This window comes from Janthinobacterium agaricidamnosum NBRC 102515 = DSM 9628 (genome assembly GCF_000723165.1).
GTDB lineage: Bacteria > Pseudomonadota > Gammaproteobacteria > Burkholderiales > Burkholderiaceae_D > Janthinobacterium > Janthinobacterium agaricidamnosum.
On sequence record NZ_HG322949.1, the window covers coordinates 1,453,561 to 1,475,981 of the forward strand.

Annotated in this window: 24 protein-coding genes and 1 pseudogene; 17 read left to right on the forward strand and 8 right to left on the reverse strand. The window is 58.3% G+C overall.

The features are described 5' to 3' along the window. Positions 1-125: 125 nt before the first annotated feature. From GJA_RS27130 to GJA_RS06235, 16 genes are all read left to right on the forward strand, one after another. Complete coding sequence (locus tag GJA_RS27130) at positions 126-503, forward strand: DUF4258 domain-containing protein (RefSeq protein ID WP_167541085.1); 378 nt, start codon at positions 126-128, stop codon at positions 501-503. 6 nt (positions 504-509) lie between these two features. Beyond that, on the forward strand, positions 510-785 hold the full coding sequence (locus tag GJA_RS06180) for a hypothetical protein (protein WP_038489967.1): 276 nt from the start codon (positions 510-512) through the stop codon (positions 783-785). Beyond that, complete coding sequence (locus GJA_RS06185; protein ID WP_038489970.1) at positions 775-1,194, forward strand: hypothetical protein; 420 nt, start codon at positions 775-777, stop codon at positions 1,192-1,194. Before GJA_RS06180 ends, GJA_RS06185 begins: the two co-directional genes overlap by 11 nt. Before the next feature lie 566 nt (positions 1,195-1,760). Then, a complete protein-coding gene (locus GJA_RS27135; protein ID WP_144241434.1) occupies positions 1,761-2,324 on the forward strand; it encodes a hypothetical protein in 564 nt (187 codons plus the stop codon). Beyond that, a complete protein-coding gene (locus GJA_RS27140; protein ID WP_144241435.1) occupies positions 2,321-2,722 on the forward strand; it encodes a hypothetical protein in 402 nt (133 codons plus the stop codon). Before GJA_RS27135 ends, GJA_RS27140 begins: the two co-directional genes overlap by 4 nt. A 259-nt stretch (positions 2,723-2,981) precedes the next feature. Next, a complete protein-coding gene (locus tag GJA_RS27145; protein WP_144241436.1) occupies positions 2,982-3,221 on the forward strand; it encodes a hypothetical protein in 240 nt (79 codons plus the stop codon). A gap of 138 nt (positions 3,222-3,359) precedes the next feature. Then, positions 3,360-3,899 carry a hypothetical protein gene (locus tag GJA_RS06190; protein WP_038489972.1) on the forward strand — a complete coding sequence of 180 codons (540 nt, stop codon included), beginning with the start codon at positions 3,360-3,362 and terminating at the stop codon, positions 3,897-3,899. Beyond that, positions 3,896-4,420 (forward strand): hypothetical protein, encoded by a 525-nt coding sequence (locus GJA_RS26010; RefSeq protein ID WP_051780369.1) that lies wholly within the window; start codon positions 3,896-3,898, stop codon positions 4,418-4,420. The genes GJA_RS06190 and GJA_RS26010 overlap by 4 nt, the downstream gene beginning before the upstream one ends. 97 nt (positions 4,421-4,517) lie before the next feature. After that, complete coding sequence (locus GJA_RS06200) at positions 4,518-6,800, forward strand: cohesin domain-containing protein (protein WP_038489975.1); 2,283 nt, start codon at positions 4,518-4,520, stop codon at positions 6,798-6,800. 9 nt (positions 6,801-6,809) lie between these two features. Beyond that, on the forward strand, positions 6,810-7,280 hold the full coding sequence (locus GJA_RS06205; protein WP_038489978.1) for a type II secretion system protein: 471 nt from the start codon (positions 6,810-6,812) through the stop codon (positions 7,278-7,280). Beyond that, complete coding sequence (locus tag GJA_RS06210; protein WP_038489981.1) at positions 7,274-7,657, forward strand: type II secretion system protein; 384 nt, start codon at positions 7,274-7,276, stop codon at positions 7,655-7,657. The genes GJA_RS06205 and GJA_RS06210 overlap by 7 nt, the downstream gene beginning before the upstream one ends. Then, entirely contained in the window at positions 7,644-8,123 is a 480-nt protein-coding gene (locus tag GJA_RS06215; RefSeq protein WP_038489985.1) for a type II secretion system protein, read from the forward strand. Before GJA_RS06210 ends, GJA_RS06215 begins: the two co-directional genes overlap by 14 nt. Before the next feature lie 33 nt (positions 8,124-8,156). Further along, positions 8,157-9,341, forward strand: a complete 1,185-nt coding sequence (locus GJA_RS06220) for a type II secretion system F family protein (protein WP_038489987.1) — start codon at positions 8,157-8,159, stop codon at positions 9,339-9,341. A 2-nt stretch (positions 9,342-9,343) separates the two neighbouring features. After that, entirely contained in the window at positions 9,344-11,029 is a 1,686-nt protein-coding gene (locus tag GJA_RS06225; protein WP_051780371.1) for a GspE/PulE family protein, read from the forward strand. Continuing rightward, positions 11,022-11,816, forward strand: coding sequence for a hypothetical protein (locus GJA_RS06230; protein ID WP_038489989.1), 795 nt, complete (start codon positions 11,022-11,024; stop codon positions 11,814-11,816). The genes GJA_RS06225 and GJA_RS06230 overlap by 8 nt, the downstream gene beginning before the upstream one ends. Continuing rightward, a complete protein-coding gene (locus GJA_RS06235) occupies positions 11,813-12,334 on the forward strand; it encodes a hypothetical protein (RefSeq protein WP_038489992.1) in 522 nt (173 codons plus the stop codon). Before GJA_RS06230 ends, GJA_RS06235 begins: the two co-directional genes overlap by 4 nt. A gap of 239 nt (positions 12,335-12,573) precedes the next feature. Here GJA_RS06235 and GJA_RS06240 read toward each other — a convergent pair whose 3' ends face one another. The 3 genes from GJA_RS06240 to GJA_RS06250 form a co-directional block, all read right to left on the reverse strand. Continuing rightward, entirely contained in the window at positions 12,574-13,185 is a 612-nt protein-coding gene (locus GJA_RS06240; protein WP_038489994.1) for a 2-hydroxychromene-2-carboxylate isomerase, read from the reverse strand. An 81-nt stretch (positions 13,186-13,266) separates the two neighbouring features. After that, on the reverse strand, positions 13,267-15,663 hold the full coding sequence (locus GJA_RS06245; RefSeq protein ID WP_038489996.1) for a TonB-dependent receptor plug domain-containing protein: 2,397 nt from the start codon (positions 15,661-15,663) through the stop codon (positions 13,267-13,269). A 174-nt stretch (positions 15,664-15,837) separates the two neighbouring features. After that, on the reverse strand, positions 15,838-16,632 hold the full coding sequence (locus tag GJA_RS06250; RefSeq protein WP_038489999.1) for a PhzF family phenazine biosynthesis protein: 795 nt from the start codon (positions 16,630-16,632) through the stop codon (positions 15,838-15,840). Between the two features lie 100 nt (positions 16,633-16,732). On the opposite strand from GJA_RS06250, the gene GJA_RS27150 reads away from it, so the two are divergent. After that, entirely contained in the window at positions 16,733-17,176 is a 444-nt protein-coding gene (locus tag GJA_RS27150) for a hypothetical protein (protein WP_144241437.1), read from the forward strand. Here GJA_RS27150 and GJA_RS06255 read toward each other — a convergent pair. The 5 genes and pseudogenes from GJA_RS06255 to GJA_RS06275 form a co-directional block, all read right to left on the reverse strand. After that, the gene (locus GJA_RS06255) at positions 17,127-20,264 is read right to left on the reverse strand and encodes a caspase family protein (RefSeq protein WP_038490002.1); all 3,138 of its coding nucleotides are present in this window, start codon (positions 20,262-20,264) and stop codon (positions 17,127-17,129) included. The genes GJA_RS27150 and GJA_RS06255 overlap by 50 nt on opposite strands. A gap of 5 nt (positions 20,265-20,269) precedes the next feature. After that, positions 20,270-20,677, reverse strand: coding sequence for a hypothetical protein (locus GJA_RS06260; protein WP_038490004.1), 408 nt, complete (start codon positions 20,675-20,677; stop codon positions 20,270-20,272). A 3-nt stretch (positions 20,678-20,680) separates the two neighbouring features. Beyond that, positions 20,681-21,100 (reverse strand): hypothetical protein, encoded by a 420-nt coding sequence (locus GJA_RS06265; protein WP_038490007.1) that lies wholly within the window; start codon positions 21,098-21,100, stop codon positions 20,681-20,683. Positions 21,101-21,115: 15 nt separating this feature from the next. Continuing rightward, complete coding sequence (locus tag GJA_RS06270) at positions 21,116-21,694, reverse strand: hypothetical protein (RefSeq protein ID WP_038490009.1); 579 nt, start codon at positions 21,692-21,694, stop codon at positions 21,116-21,118. A 553-nt stretch (positions 21,695-22,247) separates the two neighbouring features. Beyond that, a pseudogene (locus tag GJA_RS06275) lies at positions 22,248-22,421 on the reverse strand (transposase domain-containing protein); the annotation flags it as partial.

The following is a 22,421-nucleotide window of genomic DNA, read 5'->3' on the forward strand; positions in this document are numbered from 1 at the left end:
AGGGGATTCCGGTACCTTGCCAGCGCGGCGCTCAAGGGGCTGGCGAAGGGGGCGGTTCTTTCGTCAAAGGGCTGCAGGCGACGACGCCGCTGCCGATCGCGCTGGGCATGGCCGTTGCCGAGGGCATGAGCGATGAAGCGGCGTCTGAGAGTGCGGAGCAGGCGCTGGATGCGCAGGGGACGAATAGCGGAGATGGCGCGAAAGAAGGAGCGAGTGACCCGAACGATAAGCATCCAAGTACCCCGACTGGACAGCGTGGTAGTCCCTTGGATGTCAAGGATGGCATGAATAAGCCAACGAATATCGGTGATCGTGATTATTCAGGTCATGCAGTGGATCGCATGCAAGGGCGAGGGGTTCCGCCGTCTGTTGTCGAGGATGCCGTCAGAAATGGTAAGGCTGAACCGGGTAATAGTCCCGGTACTACTGTCCATACTGGTGAAAGTGGTGTACGAGTTGTAACCAATCAAGACGGTAAAGTGATTGCCGTTATAACCAAGTGACTGAATATGGATGAGTTCGAGCTTCGGAAAATTATGTTAATGCAGCAGTTTATCTATGACTATAAGAGTGGCGGCATTTCATTGAATGTGTTCGTTCAGAAGATCGAGGCATTAATTTCTGTTTTAGGCAGAGAGGAATTTTTAGCTCGGGTAGATCCAATCGCCATGGATCTGGAAGTGATAAATGCGACGCTATTAGATGAAGGTCGTGGCCCGACAGATGATGAGAATCGAGCTTTAAGCAGGGCTATTTCAGACTTGGAGGAAATTTTTGTCGGATGATTGGAATATTTTGACGGAGGCCACAATTGACGCTATTCGTGTCGAACCGACGAAGAAGGAAATTCGGATCGATGTGACGTGCAGGTGGGAAGGTGAAAAGCGCAAGCAGATTGTTGTCCACGGGGTTGATGACTTTGTCATCAACGAGATGCGACTGTCTAACATCATTGACCGTGTAACGCGACTCGATGCTGGTGACGGTCAAGAGGCAGAAACTGCAAGACGTTTGTTCTTCATGATGCGCGGACGAGAACCCGATGCCAGCGACTTGGATTGGCCTGTGCTCTCGGAAAAGTTGGACCGCGTCCGTTCTGGGACTTTGACTTTGATGGAGCTTGAGCCTGTCTACGGCGCGACCGTGATTATGTTGGCTGAGAGCATTCAGTTGGAAGCTATTGATACGCTGTAGCACTCGTCACGTGCAAAGGAAGTCACGCAATCCAGACTATCGGATTGTATGGTTTTTTTCGTTGCTGATTATCCGTAGCCAGCCATTGGCCAAGTGAACAAAACGCTGCTAAATCTGTGTTGCTAAGTAGCTCGTGGAAAATGATTGTGAAGTTATGACGAACAGACCGGATACGCTGCAAGGCGGCCGTTGCGACGCAGTGCGGGCACTGCTAGCAGCGGGCAAGCCTCGCCGGCCGTCCGCAGCGCGCCGGTGATGGAAGTCAGAAATCACAATAATTTATTACGACTTACTTAGGTGAATTGCCCCATACACCGGCCACAAAGCAACCCGCCACTTTGTAGCGACAGATGGTAAGGCCCGCGTTGCCCATCGCGATGGGCAAGCGTCGGCGTTACAGTGCAACTAGCAAGAAGTGATGTCGGGCTTGAGGCGCGCTATGCCTATGATCCATTCGGCAAGCGGCGCAGGGTGAATGGCGCCTACGACGCAGACGGCAAGCTGGTGTATGACTGGAACGGCAGCGGCACGGACCGGCGCTATACTGGCCAGGTAAGCGTCTTCCCATGGCCTCGGTTTTAGGTGGTGGTAAGTTTTCTAACGGTGCTGTGACTGCGGCATATGGGTATATTTATAATGCCATATCGCAGAGTGCACGGGCTAGATTGATACTGACAGGTGGTGTTTTAGGCGGCGCTGTTGGAGGTACAGTAGCTTTAGGATGTACTGCAGGAACCGGCGGTGCGTGCGCTATTGGTGCGCCAGGTCTTGTAGGTCTTGGTATTACTGGTGGGGCATCGTTTGGCAATGTGCTTGCAAATTTTGGATCGTATCTCGACGATATATTTTTCTCGAATAGTGGCACAGGCGGCAACGAGAGCGAGGTTAAGAAGCCAACCGCTGAGGCGCCATATCCCAATAATCCTGATAATTCCGACTTTAACTGCATTAATGATGGTGACGGTGCTAAGTTAAATCCTGAAGATGGTTCAGTTTGGGATCGAGATAAATCGGGACAAGGGAATCGTGATGGTGATGGAAGTCAATGGAAACGATGGCCTGATAAAAGATCATGGGAAAAAGGAAAAACACCAAATAGTATCTTGCCTGATGGAAGGGTTAGAAAATGAATGAGGCAGATTCGGTACTTATTTTTTCAGTGCTATTTGAACGAGCTCTTGCCTTTTGGCCAGAATCTATTGACTTGACAAAGTTGCGGGTCGATCGTGCTCGTCCTGATCTTTATGTTGTACTTGGTCTTGGAGAGCTGAGCGATTCTATTGCTGAGGAATTTGGCAGCCAATTTGATGCAGTAATCATGACAAGTATTCATGATGCAATTTCCTCAACAATCCGTTCGGCAGCACTATATTGTACGGAAATTAAGCTCACTTCGTTGCGATCCAGTACTGTGCGCGAAAACCTGGAAAAGCGGCTTCGTCGAGCAGAAACAAATAAAAATCTGGGATGGAGTGATCTGGATATCGAATTGGTGAAAAGGTATTTTTCTGAAAATTTAAATTTATAAGTGATATGTCGAAAAATCTCTGTTTTCGTCTAGGGAAATGCTTATATGGACGCCTCCGGATGTCAAATGACTTTGCGCGATGGGTTTAATTGAAGTCGCAGTCTTATATCCGGCGTGTTGATGCAGGTCGATCGCTTGCTGGCCCTGATGGAATTCGCTAACAAATTTCTTGTCTGATCGCGACCTTGATCGCCGCGCTCTGCAGGCGACAAAGAACAAGGATGGCAAGCGCGATGGAACACGAGTAGGAAAGTGAAAAATGAATGATTGGCGTCTGCAAGGGCAAGAAAAATATCTAAAGGGTGTTGTACTTCATAAAAAGAAGTATCGCTGTTATAAAGATGGATGGGATCATGATCACTGTGAGTTTTGTGGCGAGAAGTTTTCTGTAGATATTCCTGATACGCTCTATGTCGGGTATGCGACAAAAGATAACTATCACTGGATTTGTGATACATGCTTTCATGACTTTAAGGAAATGTTTGATTGGAAAGATTAGTCGTTCTGAGATATAAGTAGTGACGGCAACCACGAGTTCGATATTCACGGAAGATCGGGTATCGAGTTCGTGGATGATTAATTAACGCCATAATGAAAAGCGGTTGTCGATTAAGCCGAGTTTCTTGCGTAATCCCACATGTCCTTTATTAAAATTATCACCCAGTTCCACTTCACCCCCCACCAGCACTGGCCCTGGCTGGCGGGACTGACCGCGCTGTGTTTTTCCGCAGCGATGGGGTTTGTCGAGTTGCCGGCGCTGCGCGCACAAAACGGTACGCTGGCGCGTCAGGTCAAGATGTTGCAAACGCAGTTGCGTACGCCGCTTGCCGCTGGCGGCGCGCAGCGGGCTTTCGATTTGCGGGAGCGGCTGGCCACCATCGAGCGCTTGCCGGTGGTCGCCAGCGATTTGCAGGAGTTGTCCGTCAAGAATGGCTTGCTGTTATCCGACGCCACCTATAAACCGTTGGCCGACTCCGCCAACAGCGATGTCAGCCGGATGGAAATCGATGCACGTCTGAAGGGGGCTTATCCCGCCTTGAAAAAAACCCTCGCCGATTTACTCGCGGGGCATGACGGCCTGGCCCTGGAATCGCTGGCGCTGCGCCGCAGCCGGGCCGCCGAACCTTCGATCGACATCGAGGTGCGCTTCACTTATTTTTATCGGAAAGCAGCATGAAGATAGAGCGCCGGCAAGGCCTGGCGCTGGCCGCGCTGCTGACATTGGTGCTGGTCGGCTGGACTGCGTGGCGCGATGTGCAGCGTCAGGATGCCGCGGCGCTGCCGGCCCATGGCGCGGTCCGTCCCGGCCCGGCGCCAGCTTCTATCAATGCCGATGGCGCCGTCGGTGTGGCCGATACGCCGCGCGATCCGCTGGTCGAGGCGGGCGGCGATCCATTCCGGGTGGTGACCTTTTTGCCGCCGCCGCCGAAGCTTGCCCCGGCGCCGCCGCCACCGCCGCCCGCGCCGGTCAAACCGGGCGCGCCGCCTTTTCCGTATCAGTATTTTGGCCGCATGGTCAATATCGACGGCCAGTTGCTGACGTATTTGACGCGTGATAACGCATTAATTCCGATTCGGGCCAAGGAAACATTGGATAATACATACCGGATCGATTCGATCAGCGAGACACTGATTGTGATGACATATTTGCCGTTGAATGAAAAGGTGGAAATCGCCACCCGCTCCGCGGTGAATTGAGACATTGGCGCCGCCACTAATAATTTGCCGTTTGTTCGTCGTTCAAGGGCGCGGCCATGCTTAATAATTCAGGAGTATCGCGTTGTTTGACAGGGGAATGTACTTCAGGTGGTGCGGCGCGCTGGGCGCGGCGGCCTTGTTATCCGGTTGCGCCGCGCAGTTTATCCGCGATGATGCACAACAGCAGCTCAAGGCCGGCCTGTATGAGCAAGCCTTGCGAACCTACCAGGACGGCGTGGCGCGTTACCCGGACAACGTACCCTTGCGGGCAGGCCTGGCCAGCGCGCGCGAAACGGTGTTCGCCCGCCTGGTGTCGTCCGCCAGCGCCGCCCGCACCAGCGGCAACGACAAGGAAGCCGCCGAGATCGTGCGGCGCGCCCTGGCGATCAATCCGAACGATGCGCGGGCCGGCGCGCTGGGTCTGGACATCGAACGCGACCGGCGCCAGAAGGAAGCGCTGGCCAGCGCCCGCGAGCTGGCCGGCAAGGGCATGCGCGAGCGCGCCATGCTAGTGGTCGAAACGGCGCTGAAGGACAATCCGAAAAATACCGAGTTGCTGGCCTTGCAGCGCCAGTGGGAACTCGAGACCCGGCAATCCGAACTGGTCGCGGCGCGGCTGGCTGAAACGCGGCCGATCTCGCTCGATTTTCGCGACGCCAACCTGCGCATGGTGCTCGATGTCCTGACGCGCAATAGCGGCATCAATTTTGTCATCGACAAGGACGTGCGCCAGGATTTGCGCACCACGGTCTTCTTGCGCCAGACCCGCCTGGAAGATGCGCTGGAATTGATCACCACCACCAGCCAGCTGGCATACAAGGTGCTCGACAGCGCGACCGTGCTGGTCTATCCGAAGACCCCGGAAAAGGCCAAAGAATACCAGGACCTGGTGATACGCGCGTTTTATCTGTCGAGCGCCGATGTCAAGCAGACCGCCGCGCTGCTGAAGACGATGTTGAAGATCCGCGAGCCTTTCATCGATGAAAAGCTTAACCTGATCGTGATACGCGAGACCCCGGAAACGGTACGGCTGGCCGAACGCCTGATCGCCTTGCAGGACCTGGCCGAACCGGAAGTGATGATGGAAGTCGAGGTATTGGAAATCAAGACGTCCAGCCTGACCGAACTGGGCATCAAATATCCGGACAATCTGTCGCTGACGCCGATCGCGCCGGCCGGCTCCACCGGCTTCACGCTGGGCAGTCTGCGCGGCATCAACCGCGATACGATCGGCGTCAATACGCCCAACCTGCAAATCAATCTGCACCGCGACGTGGGTAATGTGAATATCCTGGCGAATCCGAAAATCCGTGCCCGCAACCGCGAAAAGGCGAAGATTCTGATCGGCGATAAATTGCCGGTGATTACCACCACCGGCAGCGCGGCGAATAGCAATTTCATTTCAGAGTCGGTGCAATATGTCGATGTCGGCTTGAAGCTCGATGTCGAGCCGAATATTTACCTGGACGATGAAGTCGCCATCAAGGTCGGCCTGGAAGTCAGTTCGCTGGTGCGTGAAATCAAGACCTCGGCCGGTTCGCTGGTATACCAGATCGGTACCCGCACCGCCAACACGGTGCTGCGCCTGCACGACGGCGAAACCCAGCTGCTGGCGGGGCTGATCAATAACGAGGAACGCATGAGCGCCAACCGGGTGCCCGGCGTCGGCGACCTGCCGCTGGTCGGCCGGTTGTTTTCGTCGCAGCGCGACGATGGCCAGCGCACCGAGATCGTGCTGTCGATCACGCCGCGCATCGTGCACAATATCCGGCGTCCGGACTTGAACCAGATCGAGTTCTGGTCGGGCACCGAAAACGATATCCGCAGCCGGCCGCTGACGTTGCCGGGCGTACCGAAAGCAAACGACGGCAAGGCGCCGGGGACTCCGGCGCCGCTGCCGCCGGGCCTCGGCGGGCCGCCGTCGGCCGCGGTACCGCTGATCGGCCCCGGCGGCCAGCCGCCGCCGCAAACCGGCGCTACGCTGAAACTGATGGTGCCGTCCGAGGTCAGGGTGGGCGACACGTTTGCCGTGCATGTCAACTTGAAGGCGGATACGCCGGTGCGCGGCGTGCCGATGGAGCTGGCGTTTGACCCGAAGGTGCTGCAAGTGCTGGATGCCGAAGAGGGGGCTTTTTTCACGCAGGACGGCGCCGCCATCAGCAAGACCAGGGTGCTGGAGCAGGACAAGGGCCGCGCGTCGATGGGCATCTTGCGCAACCAGGCCAATGGCAGCAAGGGCGAGGGCACAGTGATGACGTTCCGCTTCAAGGCGCTGGCCGCCGGCCAGGCCGGGCTGCGCGTGGTGTCGGCCAAGCCGATCGCCATGCCGCCGCTCGATTTCGTGGAATTGCCGAACGCGCCGCAGATTACCGTGAAGTGAGACAGTACGATGCGGGACTGGAAACGCGGTTATACGATTATCGAACTGCTGGTGGTGATGGCGGTGCTTGGAATACTCGCCACGGCGGCCATGCCGCTGGCGGAGCTGACCGCCAGGCGCAACAAGGAGCGCGAGCTGAAGCAGGCGGTATGGGAAATCCGGCGCGCCATCGACGCCTACAAGCAGGCGTCCGACGCCGGAAGAGTCGTCAAGGCGTCCGGCGCCAGCGGTTATCCGCCCAGCCTGGAGGCGCTGGCGGCCGGCGTGCCGGATCTGGCGGCCGGCGGCCAGCTCATGTATCTGTTGCGGCGCATCCCGCGCGATCCGTTTGCGCCCGCCAAGACCGGCGCCGCGCAATCGTGGGGCTTGCGCAGCTATCTTTCCAGCCCGGATGAACCCAAGCCGGGGCGGGATGTGTTCGACGTGTATTCGCAATCGGAGGGAGTGGGCATGAACGGCATTCCTTACCGCTCATGGTAGACGGCGCCGCCCGGCGCGGTTTTACCCTGATTGAGTTGCTGGTGGTGATGGCCTTGATCGGCATGCTGCTGTCGCTGTCGGTGCCGCGTTATTTCGGCAATGTCGACAAGGCCAGGGAGTCGGTGCTGCGCCAGGACCTGGCGCTGATGCGCGACGCCATCGACAAGTATTTCGGCGATGTCGGCCTGTATCCGGAATCGCTGGACGAGATCGTCGCCAGGCGCTACCTGCGCAAGATCCCGGTCGATCCGATCACCCAGCGCGCCGACAGCTGGATCGTGGTGGCGCCGGAAAAGAAAGAAACCGGCAATGTATTCGATATCAAAAGCGGCGCACCCGGCCGCGCCCGCGATGGCAGCGAATATGCCGACTGGTGAACGCGGCGCCGGCGCGCAAGCCGGTTTTACCTATGTCGCGATGCTGTTTGCGCTGGCGATTTTCGGCGTCTTGCTGGCGGCGCTGGGCGAATCGTGGAGCGCCGTTTCGCAACGTGAAAAGGAAGAGGAATTGATCCAGGTCGGCAGCGCCTATGCGCGCGCGATCGGCTCGTATTATGCGCGCTCTCCGGGCGCCGTCAAACACTACCCGGCCAAGCTGGAGGAGTTGATCGAGGACCGGCGCTTTGTCGGCGTCGAACGGCATTTGCGCAGCTTGTATGCCGATCCGCTGAACCAAGCCCAGCCATGGGGGCTGGTGCCGGCGCAGGATGGCGGCATCGCCGGCGTCTACAGCCTGAGCGACAAAGAGCCGCTGCGCAAGCAGCCGCTGTTATTGCCGGGCATGGCGGTGCTGGCCGGCGCCCGCTACTCCGAATGGAAATTTGTGTATAGGGAAAAGCAATGACGAGATCGATCAGCCGGCGCGGCGGGAAGCGCCATGCAGTTTAAGGCGCGTCTTTTCGACGCCGCCTCGGGTAGCGTGGCCGAACGCCTGGTGGAAGGTGAAAGCGCCGCGGCGGCGCGCCAGGCGCTGGAACACGAGGGCGCCACGGTGCTGTCGCTGGCGGCGTACGGCCGCTGGCGCGGCAGCGGCGTGACGGGTTTTAATATGGTGCTGTTTTGCGAAGAGCTGCGCACCTTGCTGTCGTCCGGCATGTCGCTGGTCGAGGCGATCGAGGCCTTGTGCTCGAAGAATGCCGGCGATGGAAAGCATGCGGTGTTGATCGATATCCGGCAGCGCCTGCTGGAAGGCAAGCCGCTGTCGGCGGCGCTGGAATTGAGCCGGTTTACCTTTCCTCCGCTGCTGATCGCGTCGATCAAGGCCAGCGAGCGCACCAGCCGCATCGACGATGCGCTCGATGAATATATCGGCTATGAAAAAGTGGCGCAGGAGCTGGGCAAGAAAATCATCAGCGCCGCGATCTATCCGTGCATGGTGGTCGGTTTCGGCATGCTGGTGTGCCTGTTCATGATGTCGTATGTGGTGCCGCGCTTTTCCAGGGTGTACGAGGATTTTGCGCAATCGGTCAGCCTGTCGACCAGGATATTGATGATGGCTGGCCAGTTCGCCAGCGATTACCTGGCCTTGATCATCTGCGGCGTGGTGGCGCTGGCGGCCGGCACGCTGGTGCTGTACCGTAACGGCAAGCTGAAGGCGATTGCGCTGCGCCTGCTGGGCAGGTTCAGGTTTGCGCGCTACTATTTGCGGCTGTACCAGCTGGCGCGGATTTACCAGACCATGTCGATGCTGCTGAAGGGCGGTTACACGCTGGCCGATGCGATTCCGCTGGCGCAGAACCTGGCGTTCGAGGCCAAGCTGCGTGACCAGATCGTCAATGCGCGCCTGTCGGTACTGGAAGGGAAACGCCTGAGTACTGCGTTCAGCGCCAACGGTTTGACCGACAGCGTCAGCGAGCGCTTGCTGCAAGTGGGCGAGCGCTCCGGCAACCTGGCCAAGATCATGGACATCATCGCCCACACGTATCGCCAGGAATTCATGCTGTTCATGGAGCGCGCGACGCGGCTGGCGGAACCGCTCCTGCTGATGGCGGTGGGTTTGATGATCGGTGCGATTATTATTTTGATGTATATGCCGGTATTCGACCTGGCCGGAGGAATTTGAAGATGAGCAGCGACCTGTCCGCCACGCCCTTGACCAGCCTGATGGCGCAGGCCCGTACGCGTGCCGCGCAAAGCGGCGTGCCGCTGGTCGCGGAGCTGGCCGCGCTGGCCGGCTGCGCCAGCGAAGATATCGGCCGCCTGTCCGAAGCCGAGCTGGGCGTGTCTTATTTTACGCAGCAGGCGCTGGTGCGGCAGGCGCCGGAATTCCTGCAGGTCAGCTTCACCGATTGCGTCAAGCGTGGGATTTATCCGCTGAACCAGGGATCCGGCACCTGCTTTGTGGTGGCCGATCCATGGGACGACCATGCGCTGCAATGGCTGGCCAACCGGATCGGCCATTATCCGGTGCTGGCATGGGGAACCAGGCCGGAAATCCTGGCCGCGCTCGAATATGCCCAGCAGCGCATCAAGGCCTCCAGCGAATTGCCCAGCAGTGCGGCGCAGGCCCAGGCGCTGGGCAGCGATGCCGCGGTGAAGGTAATTTCGATTGAAACCATCGAACGCAGCAGCAGCCAGGTGGTGCGCTTTGTCGATGCGGCGATCTACGACGCCTGGAAGGCCGGCGCCAGCGATATCCATTTCGAATGCGGACGCGACGGCGTGCGAGTCAAGCTGCGGCTCGATGGCGTGCTGGTGCCGGCCTCAGAATTGGCGGACCGGGTATTGGCGGAAGAAGTCATATCGCGCATCAAGGTGCTGGCGCAGCTGGATATCGCCGAGCGCCGCATTCCGCAGGACGGCCGCTTCCAGATTCGCCTGGGCGAGCGCGAGCTCGATTTCCGGGTGTCCATCATGCCCAGCATTTTCGGCGAAGACGCGGTGGTGCGACTGCTCGACAAATCGCAGTTGCGCGGCGATGCGCAAGTCATTTCGCTGGCCAGCCTGGGACTCGATGAAGACGCCATCGGCCGTATCCGCCGGCTGGCCAAAAAGCCGCATGGCATGTTGCTGGTCACCGGTCCCACCGGCAGCGGCAAGACCACCACCTTGTATGCGGCGCTGACCGAGATCCAGACCGGGCAGGAAAAAATCATCACGATTGAAGATCCGGTCGAATATGAATTGCCAGGGGTCTTGCAAATTCCCGTGAATGAGAAAAAAGGCCTGACTTTTTCGCAAGGCTTGCGCTCCATCCTGCGTCACGATCCGGACAAAATCCTGGTCGGCGAAATACGCGATGCTGAAACCGCGGAAATAGCGGTGCAGGCGGCGTTGACCGGGCACCTGGTATTTACCACGGTGCATGCGAACAGCGTATTCGACGTCATCAGCCGTTTCGCGCACATGGATATCGATCTGTACAGCCTGATGTCGGCCTTGAACGGCGTCGTCGCGCAGCGCCTGATCCGTCGTAATTGTCCTTTGTGCGTCGAAGAGGTCGAAGTGCCGCAGGAATTGATAGGGCGCATGAAGCAGGCCAATATGGATACCGCGCGGGTGCATGTGGCGCGTGGCCGGGGCTGCGAACACTGCCGCAATACCGGTTATAAAGGGCGCCACGCGATTGCCGAGGTGCTGCCCTTCGACGATACTTTGCGCACCATGATATTGAACCGGGCCGACGTCGCGGAAATCAAGAACCATGCATTGTCGATGGGGGTGCGTCCGCTCGGCGTGCGTGCTCTGGACCTGGTGGCGACGGGTGCGACGACGCTGGAGGAAATCGACCGGGTGGTGGCCTATGATTGAGGTGATCCATTTATACCTGAGCGGCACGCGGGTGATGGCGCGCCGCGAAAGCGGCTTGCCATGGCGGCGGCGCATCGAACCATTGGGCGAGTGGGACTGGGACATGAGCCGGCCCGCCTCGCTGACGCTCGATGCGCTGCAATTGAACCACAAGCGCCGCGTGCAGTTGCAGGTGCATGCCGGTTCGGCGCTGTGCAAATTCATGACGCTCGACTTGCCCGCCGGCTTGCGCGACGCACAGGAACAGCGCGCCGCGGCGCAGGCGCACATGCAGCAGGAGCTTGGCTTGAACGGCGCCGACTGGAGCTTTACCGTGGATGCCGCAACGGCGCCGCTCAAGTCGGTGGCGTGCGCGCTACGCCGCGCGGTACTCGCGCACCTCCAGCTGCTCAGCGAGCGGCACGGGTTGCGGCTGGTGTCGTTTGCGCCCTATGTGACCGGCGTCTGGAATCTATTCCAGTCCGCCCATGCCGACGCGACGCTGGCCCTGCTGGCGCTGGAACATGACGCATTTACGCTATGCATGGCGCGTGCCGGGCAGCTGGAGTCGATCAGCACGCTGGGCCATCGTTGCGAGCCGGGCTTGATCGAGCGGGAAGTGCGGCGTCTGGCGTTGGCCCTGGGGACCGAAGATCGCGCCGGAATCTTTTTGGCCGTGCCCGACAGCTTGTCGGCGATGCTGCCGGCGCCGGCCGGCGCGATCCTGACCGACACGGCTTATCTGAAAAAAGAATTGTATGCCGATTTCAGCGATCTGCTGTTTGGCCATGCCAAGGAGCAAGTATGAGCAAGCTGCGGCTGGAGTTTATCGAGCGCCGCCAAGTGCCTTGGGCGGGCTTGGTATTCCTCGCCGCGGCGCTGCTTTGCGGCGTCAGCGTGGCGCTGGAGTGGCGCGACTTGCAGGCCGGCCGGATGGTGCTGCAAGAGCGCTCAGGAAAGCTTGAAAAAAGCTTGAAAGAGCGTCAGCGCAGCGCCTTGCAAGAGCAGAAAAAAGCCGATCCGGCCGCTGAACTGCGCCTCAAGGAACGCCAGAAAGTCATCGCATCGCTGAATTATTCCTGGAACCGGATCTTGTCGCCGCTGGAACAAACTGAAAGCAATGAGGTGGCGATCCTGTCGTTCGTACATGATCAATCCGTCGGCGGGGCGCAATTGACGGTGGAGGCGCTCGATTTCCCGGCCTTGAGCCGGTTCGTCGACAAGATGAATCAGGATGCCGATGGCCGGCGCTGGTATGTCGCGAATTACCAGACGCAGGCGCCTGGCAGTCCGGCCACCATCAAGGCGACCGTGTTGAACCAGTAAGCAGCGCCGGCGCTTGAAGTGCCGGGCTTACATCGGGACGAATGCGACGTCCTCGCCAGCAGTGCGGTTGCGGAGATAAATTTAAACATGATATTCCTTGAGTTGTTGCGTGAAGGGGGACAGGGCTTGGCCGCCAGTTCAGGCGAGGGACAAATGGACTGTCGACTCTAATTTTTATCAGCATTAAAACAAGCAGCAATGCTGCTATTCGCATGCTGCCAGCCGCCTTCAATCGTGATTCAGGTAGCTGGCGGTGCAGCGTATCTCAAGGCGTCTTCCAGCCTGTCATTGCCCCAGAATAGTTCGCCCCCGCCGATGAAGCTGGGCGCGCCGAAGATGCCGCGCTGTCGGGCTTCTTCGGTCTGGCTGCGCAGGCGCTGCTTGTTGTCGGGCGACAGCGCGCGAGCGATGACATCCTCGGTTTCCAGACCCATTTCGGTCAGCACCGCGCTAACGTTTTCCGCATCGCCGATATCGCGGTCCAGCGCAAAATTCAAGGTCATCATGCGCTGGCTGAACGGTGCGATCCAGCCTTCGTCGGCGCCGATCAGCGCGACCCGTGCCGCCAGCACGGACGAGCGCGGAAACACGCTGGGCCGCCGCCACGGCAAGCCATATTTTTCGCACTGGCGCCGCATATCGTTCCAGACGTATGCGCCCTTTTGTTGTTGCAGCACGAAGGGCGAGGTTTGTTGTCCCAGCGATTTGAAGATGGCGCCGAGCAGTATCGGTTTCCAGAGTACGCCGATAGCGGCCTGCCGGGCCAGCGCTTCGATGCGCATCACGCTCAGGTAGCTGTAATTGCTGCTGAAATCGAACCAGAATTCCAGCGTTCTGGTGGAGGTATGCATGACCGCCTCTTTTCATCGGGGCCAGGAAAAACTGCGCCCGGCGCATCGCTGTGCCGGGCGTCGTTTGGACAACTCGGCAGCTTAGAACTTGACCCACAAACGCCCGAAATACGAGGCGCCGTTCAAGCCGAATTGTACGCTTTCGTACTTGAAGCCGTTGTCGGTTTCATCCGGGTTCTGGCCGGTCGGCTTGACGTTGAAGATGTTGCTGCCGCCGAAAGTCAGCTTGGTGTTTTTGTTGATGCTGTAGGTGAAGCTCAGGTCGGCCGAGGTCTTCGCTTGGTAGTGCGCGTTCGGCACGCCGTTGGCGGTGCCGCTGAAGGTGCCCAGCGTTTGCGGACCGAAGTGGATGATCTTGAAATCCGTTTCCAGCGCGCCGGCCGCGTAGTCGAAGCCCAGGGTCGCCTTGGCGCGCGGACCGCCCTGTTCGATGAACAGGCGTTCGCGTTCCGACAGCAGCACGTCTTCATAGCCTTTCAGCGATGGCGGCGCCTTGATGTTGGTGACTTCGGTCTTGCTCAGGTTGAGCGCCAGGAAGGACGTCAGTTTGCCGCTGCCGATGCTGGTTTTGTGCGAACCGGTCAAGTCCAGGCCCTGGGTTTTGGTGTCGATCGAGTTGACGAAGAACTGGGCCTGGCCGACGCCCAGCTGGGCCAGGCGGGCACCCAGGTCAGGGTAGTTGTCGGCGTCGAAACGGCCCGACAGTACGATGCGGTCCTTGATCTTGATGCGGTACAGGTCGGCCGTGACCGAAATCGCCTGGCTCGGGGTCCAGGTGGTGCCGAGCGTGAAGCTGGTCGATTTTTCTTCTTTCAGTTTCGGGATGCCGGCCGCGTTGGCGACCGCGCCGCCGTTCGGCGCCAGCACCACGTCGGTCGGCACGCCGCCGATGAAGTCGGTGAAGGTCGACGAGAAGTAAATCTGCTGCAGCGACGGCGCGCGGAAGCCGGTGCTGGCCGAACCGCGCAGCAGCACTTGTTCGGCGGCGCGGTAGCTGGCGGCCAGTTTGCCGGTGACGGTGGAGCCGAAGTCGCTGAATTTCTCATAGCGCAGCGCGGCCTGGGTCTTGAAGCGTTCGGTGAAGTCGGCTTCGACGTCGACATAGGCGGCGATGCTGTGGCGTTTGGCCTTGGTGGCATCGCCCGGCTGGAAGCCTGGAAAACCCTGGCTGCCGGCGTTGCCGCCGATGCCGACGCCGTCCGCGTCGATGTAGGAGCCGGGTTCGCCGGCCATGATCTTGTATTCTTCGCTGCGGTACTCGGCGCCGAAGGCCAGGTTCAAGCCCTTGAAGATGTCGTCGTAATAGCGGCTGAAATCGGCGTTGCTGGTCAGTTGCTGGAACGAGAAACCGCCCGCGTCGTAGCGGCTGGCGCTGACGCCCTTGCCGCCGTTCAGCAAGTCCTGGTTGGCGATCGATGCGTTCAGCGTGTTGCTGATGTTGTAGCGCATCTCGTTGTAGCCGTAGGTTTGCGAAAAGTCGGTATTCCATTCGCCGATCTTGCCGCGATGGCCGATGGTGCCGTAGTGGTCGTCGATGTCGGCGTTGATGAACGGCACAAAGCCGTTCGGGTACATCGCCGCCGCATTGCGCGACGGGATATCGTCGCTGCCGATGCCGTCGCGGCCGAACGCGGCGCTGGAGGCGTCGCGGGTCTGGGTGCCGGCGGTGAAGTACAGTTTGCCGGTGGCGCTGGTCGGGTAGTCGCCGTTGACATACAGGGTTTTGTTTTTCGACTGGGTGTCGCCGATGATGCGCAGGCTGTCGGCGTCGGCGCGGTTGGAACGGCCGCGGTCCAGGTATTCGCCGGTGATCGCGATCACGCCCTTGTCGCCCAGCGCGATGCCGCAATAGGCCGAGGTCAGGTAATTCTTGCCGTCGCCGGCCGAGTATTGGCTGTAGCCGGCCACCGCTTCGCAGCCCAGGCTTTTCTTCAGGCCGATGTCGATCACGCCGGCGATCGCGTCGGAACCGTATTGGGCGGCGGCGCCGTCGCGCAGCACTTGCACGTCCTTGATCGCCAGCATCGGAATGGCGTTCATGTCGGTGCCGGTATTGCCGCGGTTGCGCGCGCCGAACAGGTTGACCAGCGCGGTGGTGTGGCGGCGCTTGCCGTTGACCAGCACCAGGGTCTGGTCTGAGCCGAGCCCGCGCAGGGCCGCCGAGTCGATCAGGTCGGCGCCGTCGGCACCGCTCTGGCGGGTCGAGTTGAACGATGGCGAAATGTATTGCAGCGATTGGCCGAGGTCGAACTGGCCGCCTTGCTCGGCCACTTTCGACAGCGGAATCACGTCCACCGGCACCATGGTGTCGGTGGCGGAACTGGTGGCGCGGCGCGAGCCGACCACGTTGATGGTTTGCAGCGGCGCTTCGGCCGCCGCGGCGCCGTTGACGCTCTGGGCGTAAGCGGCTGGAGTCAGGACGACAGTGCCATACAGGCTGAGCAAAACGGCTTTACGTAAAGTGGTAAGTGACGGCACGCAACATCTCCCGGTGATTGTTGATTTTTATTCTAAATCGAACAATGTCGGGCTAACTACTAATTGGTATTACTTTATGATTAATTTGCGATTAATATTGTTGGTTTGTTGTTTCTTTGCCGCAATACCGAACTTTCTTGCCGCTTTGCGTGATCTTGAAACGGAAAATACCGTTTAGACGGTTTTTTCAACCGCTCCGCCAACTAATATCCGGTCGCCGTCCATCTGCGTGCGTATCAAACAATCCTGGCCGGTGGCATGGCCCTGGAATACGCTCAACCCCTGCTGCAAGTGGACCGTCAGTGCGCCCGCCGCGACACCGGTGGCGCTGTCTTCCAGCGCGGCATCGAGATGGTTGAAGTTGCGGCCTTCATATTGCCCATCAGCCAGTTTGTAATACGCATAACAACCGCTGACGCCCACTTTGCGGCCCCAGTCGGCGATCAATTCCAGGTTCGGCCGCAAGGCGTGCAAGGCGGCCCGGTCTTTGACTTCCAGTAACAACTTCGGACTGCCGACCGAGGCGATCACCGGCGCCGACAGCAGGTGTGGATGCTGGTGCTGGTTCAGCAATGCGGCCGGCAGGCCGGCATCGATTTTCACCGCTGGCGCCGCTTGTTTTTCCAGGCTGACGAAATAACCTTCCGTGGTCTTGAGCAGCGTCAGGCTTTGGCCGCGTACTGCGGTCGTGACGGTCAGGCTGTGCTGGCCAGCGTGGCGCGCAAACAGCACCTCGCTCGCCGCCAGCGTCGCGTGCAGGCACAAGGGGCTGCGCATGTGCGGGTAATAATAGTCGAGCACGATGCCGCCGCCAGCGCTTTGATCGATGAATACGCAGGCACTTTTGTTTTGCTCGCGGGCGAACAACTGGCGCGCCGTGGCGTCGCCGGCATCGTCCTCGATGACGATGGCGACATTGCCGGCGCCGGGATGGGCGCCGAAGCATTTTAATTCGTGAAGAGTGGACATGGTTTGTGGTGGATCTGGTTGGCGGGAGTATCAGCATACTCCAGGCTCAAGCGGAAAAGGGATACAATAACACTGTGTTTATATACAGTATTTTAATATTATGAAACAGCCGCCGCCGTTGTCGCCCTTGCCCTTGCCCTTGCACGTACGCGTTATGGGAGGCAATCGCCCGAGTAATTTCCGTGCCGGGATGTCGCGAACCTTTAACGGCATCGGCACTGGTAATGCAAAATTCTGGCTTGGTATGCACCAGCAAGCCAGATTGAAAACTACCTTCAGATCCATGGTGAGGCATGATAAGTGTCGCCAGCGCAACTTTTTTCAAGCGATACTTATAATGAGCTATGGCGGCGGTTCGGCAGCGATGTCCAGCACGCCGGACGATAGCATCCGCAAGAAGAACGACAACAAGGAAGAGAGCATCCTTGCGCAAATAACCAGAGCAGGGAAGGACGCCGCGAAAAAAAACCTATTGCAACTGACGCGCGCAAAGCTTATCGCTGAACTTTCACGAGTTCAGCGTCAACGAGCCCATAGTGTATGACGGGGTCCTGCGCCTCGGTAGGAAAATATTTTTTAGATACGCGTGCCATGGCAAAGTCGACATAGTTCAATAGTTCGGTCACGCTAACGCTCCCGTCGCGGTTGGAGTCTGCGGGCCCCTTCAATCCATCGAGAACGACCCCGGTGAGCAGCCCCTTGCCGCGATAGCCTTCTTTTGCGGGACGTAACTTCGCCGCACCGGCCAAGACGCTGATGTTGACCGCTAAGCCGCCGCCGGAATTGCCAAGCGATAGCGGCCCATCTGCCAAAAGAGGGTGCCGGATTACATCCGCAATTAAGCCGCTGCTTTCGCACGCATCAAGAATCAACAGCGTGTTTCCCTGACGGCCGCTTGCAATCAGCTCCAGCAATTCCGCAGGGGCGATGCCGTGAGCCGCCTGGATGCCGGGGCCGCCGGACTCACTGGTCGCGAAGTAGAACTTGTCGTTGCCAACCGAGTATCCGTGTCCAGATAGCCCCAACACCAATGTGTCGCCATAGCCGGCGCTGTCAACAGCGGTTTTGAGAAACCGCAGCACGTCCTGCTTGGTCTGTTTTTTTGTCGCTGAGACAGAAATCCTGGACTGCTCAACCGCGAAAAAAGCTGCGGCCAGCGCTTGGGCATCAGTGGTTGCGAGAGGGAGCGGGGGCAGGGAATCATATTCGCTAACGCCTACAAATGCGCCAACCAATCGGCCCCGAGTATTCCCTTTGTTACGCGATTCGATCACGGTCAGCGGCAAAGCGCCGCTCGCGCCGCCATCTTGCGAGAAGAGGCCAACACTGACGTGGCCCGGAACAAATAACTTGGAAGGGAAAATGACCTTCAGAATCCCATTCTTTGCCGTTCCGGATATAGCCCCGGTGCCTACAACCTGGTCATCTACGTAGAGTAGAGCTTGCATAGGCGACTCAAACAGTGCGCTGACTTTCAACGAGACTACGACTGCCCCCCCGGCGCCGGCATTGGTGAAATACTCAGGGGGCAGTTGATCGGCCAGTTTGATCGGCAACTTGTCGCCGCCACGCGTGCTTGTCGCTTCCTGTATCCCATCGACTTTGACATTCCCGCCATTCATGATCCAATGCTTGTCGACGAGTGTGTGGTTGTTCGGGCTGATCCGCGCGATTTCACCGTCTTCGGTCCACACCACAGCCCTGTCTTTGTCATCAAATGCGATGCCGAAGATAGTTCCGAGCAATCCGTTTTGCTTCCAGAGCAGAGTGCCGTCGTCGGCGCTGTAGGCGCTCAGGTTTCCCCAATAACCGCCGACCCAGATTTGTTTTCCATCGTTGCTAAAACGGACTGCTGTAGTGGGAACGCCAACGGCGCTTTTAACAGCACGCAGCTCTTGCCTGCGCCATTTGTACACATAGATGCTGGGCTCGTTCATCGTCAATGACTGGTCTACCAGTGGCGCCAAAAAGATGCGTTGCCGACGCACAGCGAGCACCACGGATTCCCCGTCCGGAGCGAATGCCATGCTGGAAATCCAGACCTTGTACCGTGCACTTGAAGCCTCCCACCCTGGGGGGGCAATAAAAGCCAACCGTTTTAAAGTCTTGGTGCTGTAGATGGCTAATCCATCCACACAACCCACGGCCAGCAGCTCTCCATTGCGCGATCCGGTCAGACGCCCGCCAAACGCTGGACAGCTCTTGGCGTTGTGCGACGCACTGATAAATTTGCTCAGGAAATCTAACGGACCAACAGACGGCAAGCCAATTCTGCTGATACTTTCCCCCCTCGCGAGGTAAGCGAACCGCGTACTATCCGGAGAAAGCCAGATGCTGTTTTCCCATTCGCGGCTATTCGTGCCATCAAAGGGGATGGGGAGGGCGTCGACGGAGTAGCCCGTATCCAGGGCCTTTCTTTCCTTGGTATTGTCGGGACGCGCGATGGTTAAGACATCTTTTTGACCGAATGACATATAGATTTTGGAAGTAGCATGCAATGCGCCGAAAGTAGGGAAGACATGCAACCTAAGGCGAGGCAGCATGCCAACGTAATTTTGTTGGCCCAAACTCCAGATCGCGCCGCGTCCGTCCATGTCTCGCACCAATGCAAGGTTGCCATCGTCGGTTATGTTGTCGACGAAAACCCCCGGTCTTGACTGGCCGCGTGCGCGATAGACCAGAGTGCCGGTTCCTAGCTCGGCCACTTCCAGGTCATTGCCGCAAAATGCGATTCGGTCCGTACCGGGAGACGAGACGCTTTCGCGTAAGCCAGTAACAAGCTTCGTCCCGCCTTGCTCGCCGTATTTTGGAGAGCCCGTCTGGGTCTGAAGTTTAAGAAGCGATGTGAAACCCAGGTCGTCCGCAGCCAGCAAATAGTCCTCGGAGCCGGTGTCAACCAGTCTGGCCGATCGGGTGATGGGGACACCATCCAGCTTGTCTGTAAGGTCTCCTGCTTTCAATGGACCTCCTATTTGCATGACTCCGCCATTGACGGTGCTCCAGAGAACATCGTTGGCGACGAACTTGAGGTCAAGGAGATCACCACTATCTCTGACGGAGAGCCAGCGCCCCGTCTTCCAATCGAGAACATGGGCTTTATTTCTTTCGTCAAGTAAGGCAAGAACGGTAGCTTTGTCAGCGATGGATGCGGTGCGGAACGCTGCGCCAAGCGGATGCTCTATATGCCGCACAACCCGAATCTGGCCCGCCGACAGATCTAGCACGTCTGCCGACGTCTGTCCTGGCGAAAGCCCGACCGCCCAGTGTCCACTTTTGGACAGCGACAGAAACATATACGAATATGCCGGCAGATGCGCGAGTGGTGTTCGCAAGTCGCCAGCGGAAAACGTTTCAATGGCCCCGGACCGATACGAGACAAGTACGATGCTGCCGTCAAGTATGAAACGGGCCTGGCTGACTTTGCCAGGTAAGCTCATGAGAGTCTGCAGCGGATTTTCCATGGTCCCCTGAAAAACCTTGCCTTCTTCATCCGTCACGAGCATCGTGCCCGAGCTTTTGCTGTGCGACATCCCGGTACATCCGCCGTCAAGCAAAGGCGAACCGATTGAGGGGGGGGACGTACATAAGATCGCCAGCGTCAGGAAGATGGCTTTGACGTTCAGCGTAAGCATTTGTATTACTCGCAACGTGTGGCCCTCATCCACTGAACTGTGACCTCAGTAGCGGGGTGCGAATAGGTAGCAGGGCGCTCAAGAATCCACTTGCCGAGGCCGCAGGATAGTTTCAATACTTCGTCTTCCTGCGGCGACTTGGCCGTGCGGTTTGCCAACAACTTGGCCGGACACGAACCAGCGGGAATAGGGCTGGCGGCGGTCCCGTTTTGCCATTCAACGGCACCGGCCAATCCCTTCAGATATCCAATGCATTGGTCGTTCTTGCCCAGGTCGGATTGCAGTGTGTCGTGCCCTTTTGCTATCTCGCAGGTGACCATGCACGCGTTTGCGAGTGCTTCCGCGTTGGTTGGCGCGGCCTGAGTCAGGGACGCAGCCGCAGCTAACGCAAGGAAAATTATAATGATCTTCATGTGTCACCTCTTTCCGCATGCAAGTACAGTCGAAAGCAGGAACTCGCTCGCAGGAGTACCTGCGCTTTGCTTCGCACTCGCGCCAGCGACGAAACGTCTTAATAGTTCGCTTGAAGGAATGGATTTGCAGCCAGGCCTTGTGGGAGCGCCATCCAAACCCAATTGAGAAAACTCTGCTGTAGCCGAAAGAAAGCCTTCGCAAAAGGCAGCGTTTTGTAGGCGGAATTGCTTGAGTTGCTCATCCGAGATTGGCGAGGCAAGCCCCCATTTGCAAACGCCGCGCAGATTCGCGGTCGACAGCCGCCCAACGGTATAGGCGTCGATGAGGGTAGTCATTTCCTCAGGATAGTTATCTGCTGCGGTGGCGACGTACATGTCGGACATTAAGACGAAGCCTGCCATGATTGAGAGGATTGTTCGCATATGTTCCCTAGGATTTTAAATTTGTTGGAATTGTCCCCAGCGCAGGAGTTCAAGTTCCGTGCGAATTTCGCTACGTTTCTTCTCGTCGGCGCTGCTCCACGTTTGATAGACCTGAATGGCAAACCCGCCGATCGACACAACTAATGCCGCAATCGCGGTAATGAGCGCCATGTTTTTGTGTTTTTCGCCCGGACTGGCTGCCGTACGGCTGGTCTGGCTGAAATTGATGAGCGCATCGATATGCGTTTGCAGAGTCTCCGCACGGGAGTTCAGCAACTTCGCATCGAGTTTGCCTCCGGTGATCAGTCCCAGACGAACTGTTTCGATCCAAGAGTCGGCGGCGGACTTGGCCTTGAAATAAAGCTGCTCAGATTTAGCCAATTTACCTGGCGCCTTTGCATGCATGACTTTGAGATCTCGAACTTCGTTGTAGGTGAGCGTGCGCAGCTTCGCGAAATCCGAAATTAAGGCGGCCAGGGAGGCGTCGTCCAGCGTATCGGCCTGAGCAAAGCCAGGACGTTCAAATAGCAGCAAGATGCAATTCGCGGATGCGATTTGCAGCAGGCGTCGGCGCTGTAGGAAAGCTGATGTCATGTCGGCTCCACTGGATCAGGCTGGCGTCCACAGCATTAGGGCTTTTCGGGCGAACCGGAAGGGGCCAACACCTTGGACAACTAAGAGCCTATCCCAGTAGTGCGCGTCTTGTTCTGGCCGCGCATCGGGAGCGCGGACCAGGCGTGAGGAGGACGCGTGGCGGGCCACGCGACGACGATCAACGCAGTCCCCGCTGCTGAGGAGCGCCAGAAGAGGGCGTATTCATCTACTGGGATAGGCTCTAAGTAGGTCGTAATAAATGATTGTTATTTCTGACATCCATAACCGGCGCTCTGCAAGGCGGCCGGCGAGGCTTGCCCGCTGCTAGCAGTGCTCGCACTGCGTCGTAACGAGCGCCTTGCAGCGCCTCCGGTTCTGTTTGTCATAACTTCACAATCATTTTCCACGACCTATAGAGACATAATATCCTCCAAATCCGCAGAAAGCGATAGGACAATGTTAGAGTTGTTTGTAAGCGTAAAGCCAGCGCCGTCTTGAGCCAGGCACCGAATTGTTGGATGATGGGATCACACCGCTGGGAAGCGGCGTGTTTTCAGGCCGAGGGAATCTGCGTGGCGCAGTTCCAGGGCAGGAAGTCGTCGACCCGGTTGACCGGATGATCGGCGATGTTGGTCAGCACATGGCGCAGCCAGGCCTCGGGGTCAACACCGTTGAGCCTGGCCGTTCCGATCAGCGAGTAGATGGCGGCGGCACGCTCGCCACCGTT

What these genes read in the sequence shown, in the direction of transcription:
- GJA_RS06220 (WP_038489987.1), top strand. Translation starts at nt 8,157, where the DNA reads ATGCAGTTTAAGGCGCGTCTTTTCGACGCCGCCTCGGGTAGCGTGGCC.
- GJA_RS27130 (WP_167541085.1), top strand. Translation starts at nt 126, where the DNA reads ATGAGCGATGAAGCGGCGTCTGAGAGTGCGGAGCAGGCGCTGGATGCG.
- GJA_RS06250 (WP_038489999.1), bottom strand. Translation starts at nt 16,632, where the DNA reads ATGTCCACTCTTCACGAATTAAAATGCTTCGGCGCCCATCCCGGCGCC.
- GJA_RS06230 (WP_038489989.1), top strand. Translation starts at nt 11,022, where the DNA reads ATGATTGAGGTGATCCATTTATACCTGAGCGGCACGCGGGTGATGGCG.
- GJA_RS27145 (WP_144241436.1), top strand. Translation starts at nt 2,982, where the DNA reads ATGAATGATTGGCGTCTGCAAGGGCAAGAAAAATATCTAAAGGGTGTT.
- GJA_RS06190 (WP_038489972.1), top strand. Translation starts at nt 3,360, where the DNA reads ATGTCCTTTATTAAAATTATCACCCAGTTCCACTTCACCCCCCACCAG.
- GJA_RS06265 (WP_038490007.1), bottom strand. Translation starts at nt 21,100, where the DNA reads ATGCGAACAATCCTCTCAATCATGGCAGGCTTCGTCTTAATGTCCGAC.
- GJA_RS27135 (WP_144241434.1), top strand. Translation starts at nt 1,761, where the DNA reads ATGGCCTCGGTTTTAGGTGGTGGTAAGTTTTCTAACGGTGCTGTGACT.
- GJA_RS06200 (WP_038489975.1), top strand. Translation starts at nt 4,518, where the DNA reads ATGTACTTCAGGTGGTGCGGCGCGCTGGGCGCGGCGGCCTTGTTATCC.
- GJA_RS06240 (WP_038489994.1), bottom strand. Translation starts at nt 13,185, where the DNA reads ATGCATACCTCCACCAGAACGCTGGAATTCTGGTTCGATTTCAGCAGC.
- GJA_RS06235 (WP_038489992.1), top strand. Translation starts at nt 11,813, where the DNA reads ATGAGCAAGCTGCGGCTGGAGTTTATCGAGCGCCGCCAAGTGCCTTGG.
- GJA_RS06215 (WP_038489985.1), top strand. Translation starts at nt 7,644, where the DNA reads ATGCCGACTGGTGAACGCGGCGCCGGCGCGCAAGCCGGTTTTACCTAT.
- GJA_RS06270 (WP_038490009.1), bottom strand. Translation starts at nt 21,694, where the DNA reads ATGACATCAGCTTTCCTACAGCGCCGACGCCTGCTGCAAATCGCATCC.
- GJA_RS06180 (WP_038489967.1), top strand. Translation starts at nt 510, where the DNA reads ATGGATGAGTTCGAGCTTCGGAAAATTATGTTAATGCAGCAGTTTATC.
- GJA_RS06255 (WP_038490002.1), bottom strand. Translation starts at nt 20,264, where the DNA reads ATGCTTACGCTGAACGTCAAAGCCATCTTCCTGACGCTGGCGATCTTA.
- GJA_RS06205 (WP_038489978.1), top strand. Translation starts at nt 6,810, where the DNA reads ATGCGGGACTGGAAACGCGGTTATACGATTATCGAACTGCTGGTGGTG.
- GJA_RS27150 (WP_144241437.1), top strand. Translation starts at nt 16,733, where the DNA reads ATGAAACAGCCGCCGCCGTTGTCGCCCTTGCCCTTGCCCTTGCACGTA.
- GJA_RS06225 (WP_051780371.1), top strand. Translation starts at nt 9,344, where the DNA reads ATGAGCAGCGACCTGTCCGCCACGCCCTTGACCAGCCTGATGGCGCAG.
- GJA_RS27140 (WP_144241435.1), top strand. Translation starts at nt 2,321, where the DNA reads ATGAATGAGGCAGATTCGGTACTTATTTTTTCAGTGCTATTTGAACGA.
- GJA_RS06210 (WP_038489981.1), top strand. Translation starts at nt 7,274, where the DNA reads ATGGTAGACGGCGCCGCCCGGCGCGGTTTTACCCTGATTGAGTTGCTG.
- GJA_RS06260 (WP_038490004.1), bottom strand. Translation starts at nt 20,677, where the DNA reads ATGAAGATCATTATAATTTTCCTTGCGTTAGCTGCGGCTGCGTCCCTG.
- GJA_RS26010 (WP_051780369.1), top strand. Translation starts at nt 3,896, where the DNA reads ATGAAGATAGAGCGCCGGCAAGGCCTGGCGCTGGCCGCGCTGCTGACA.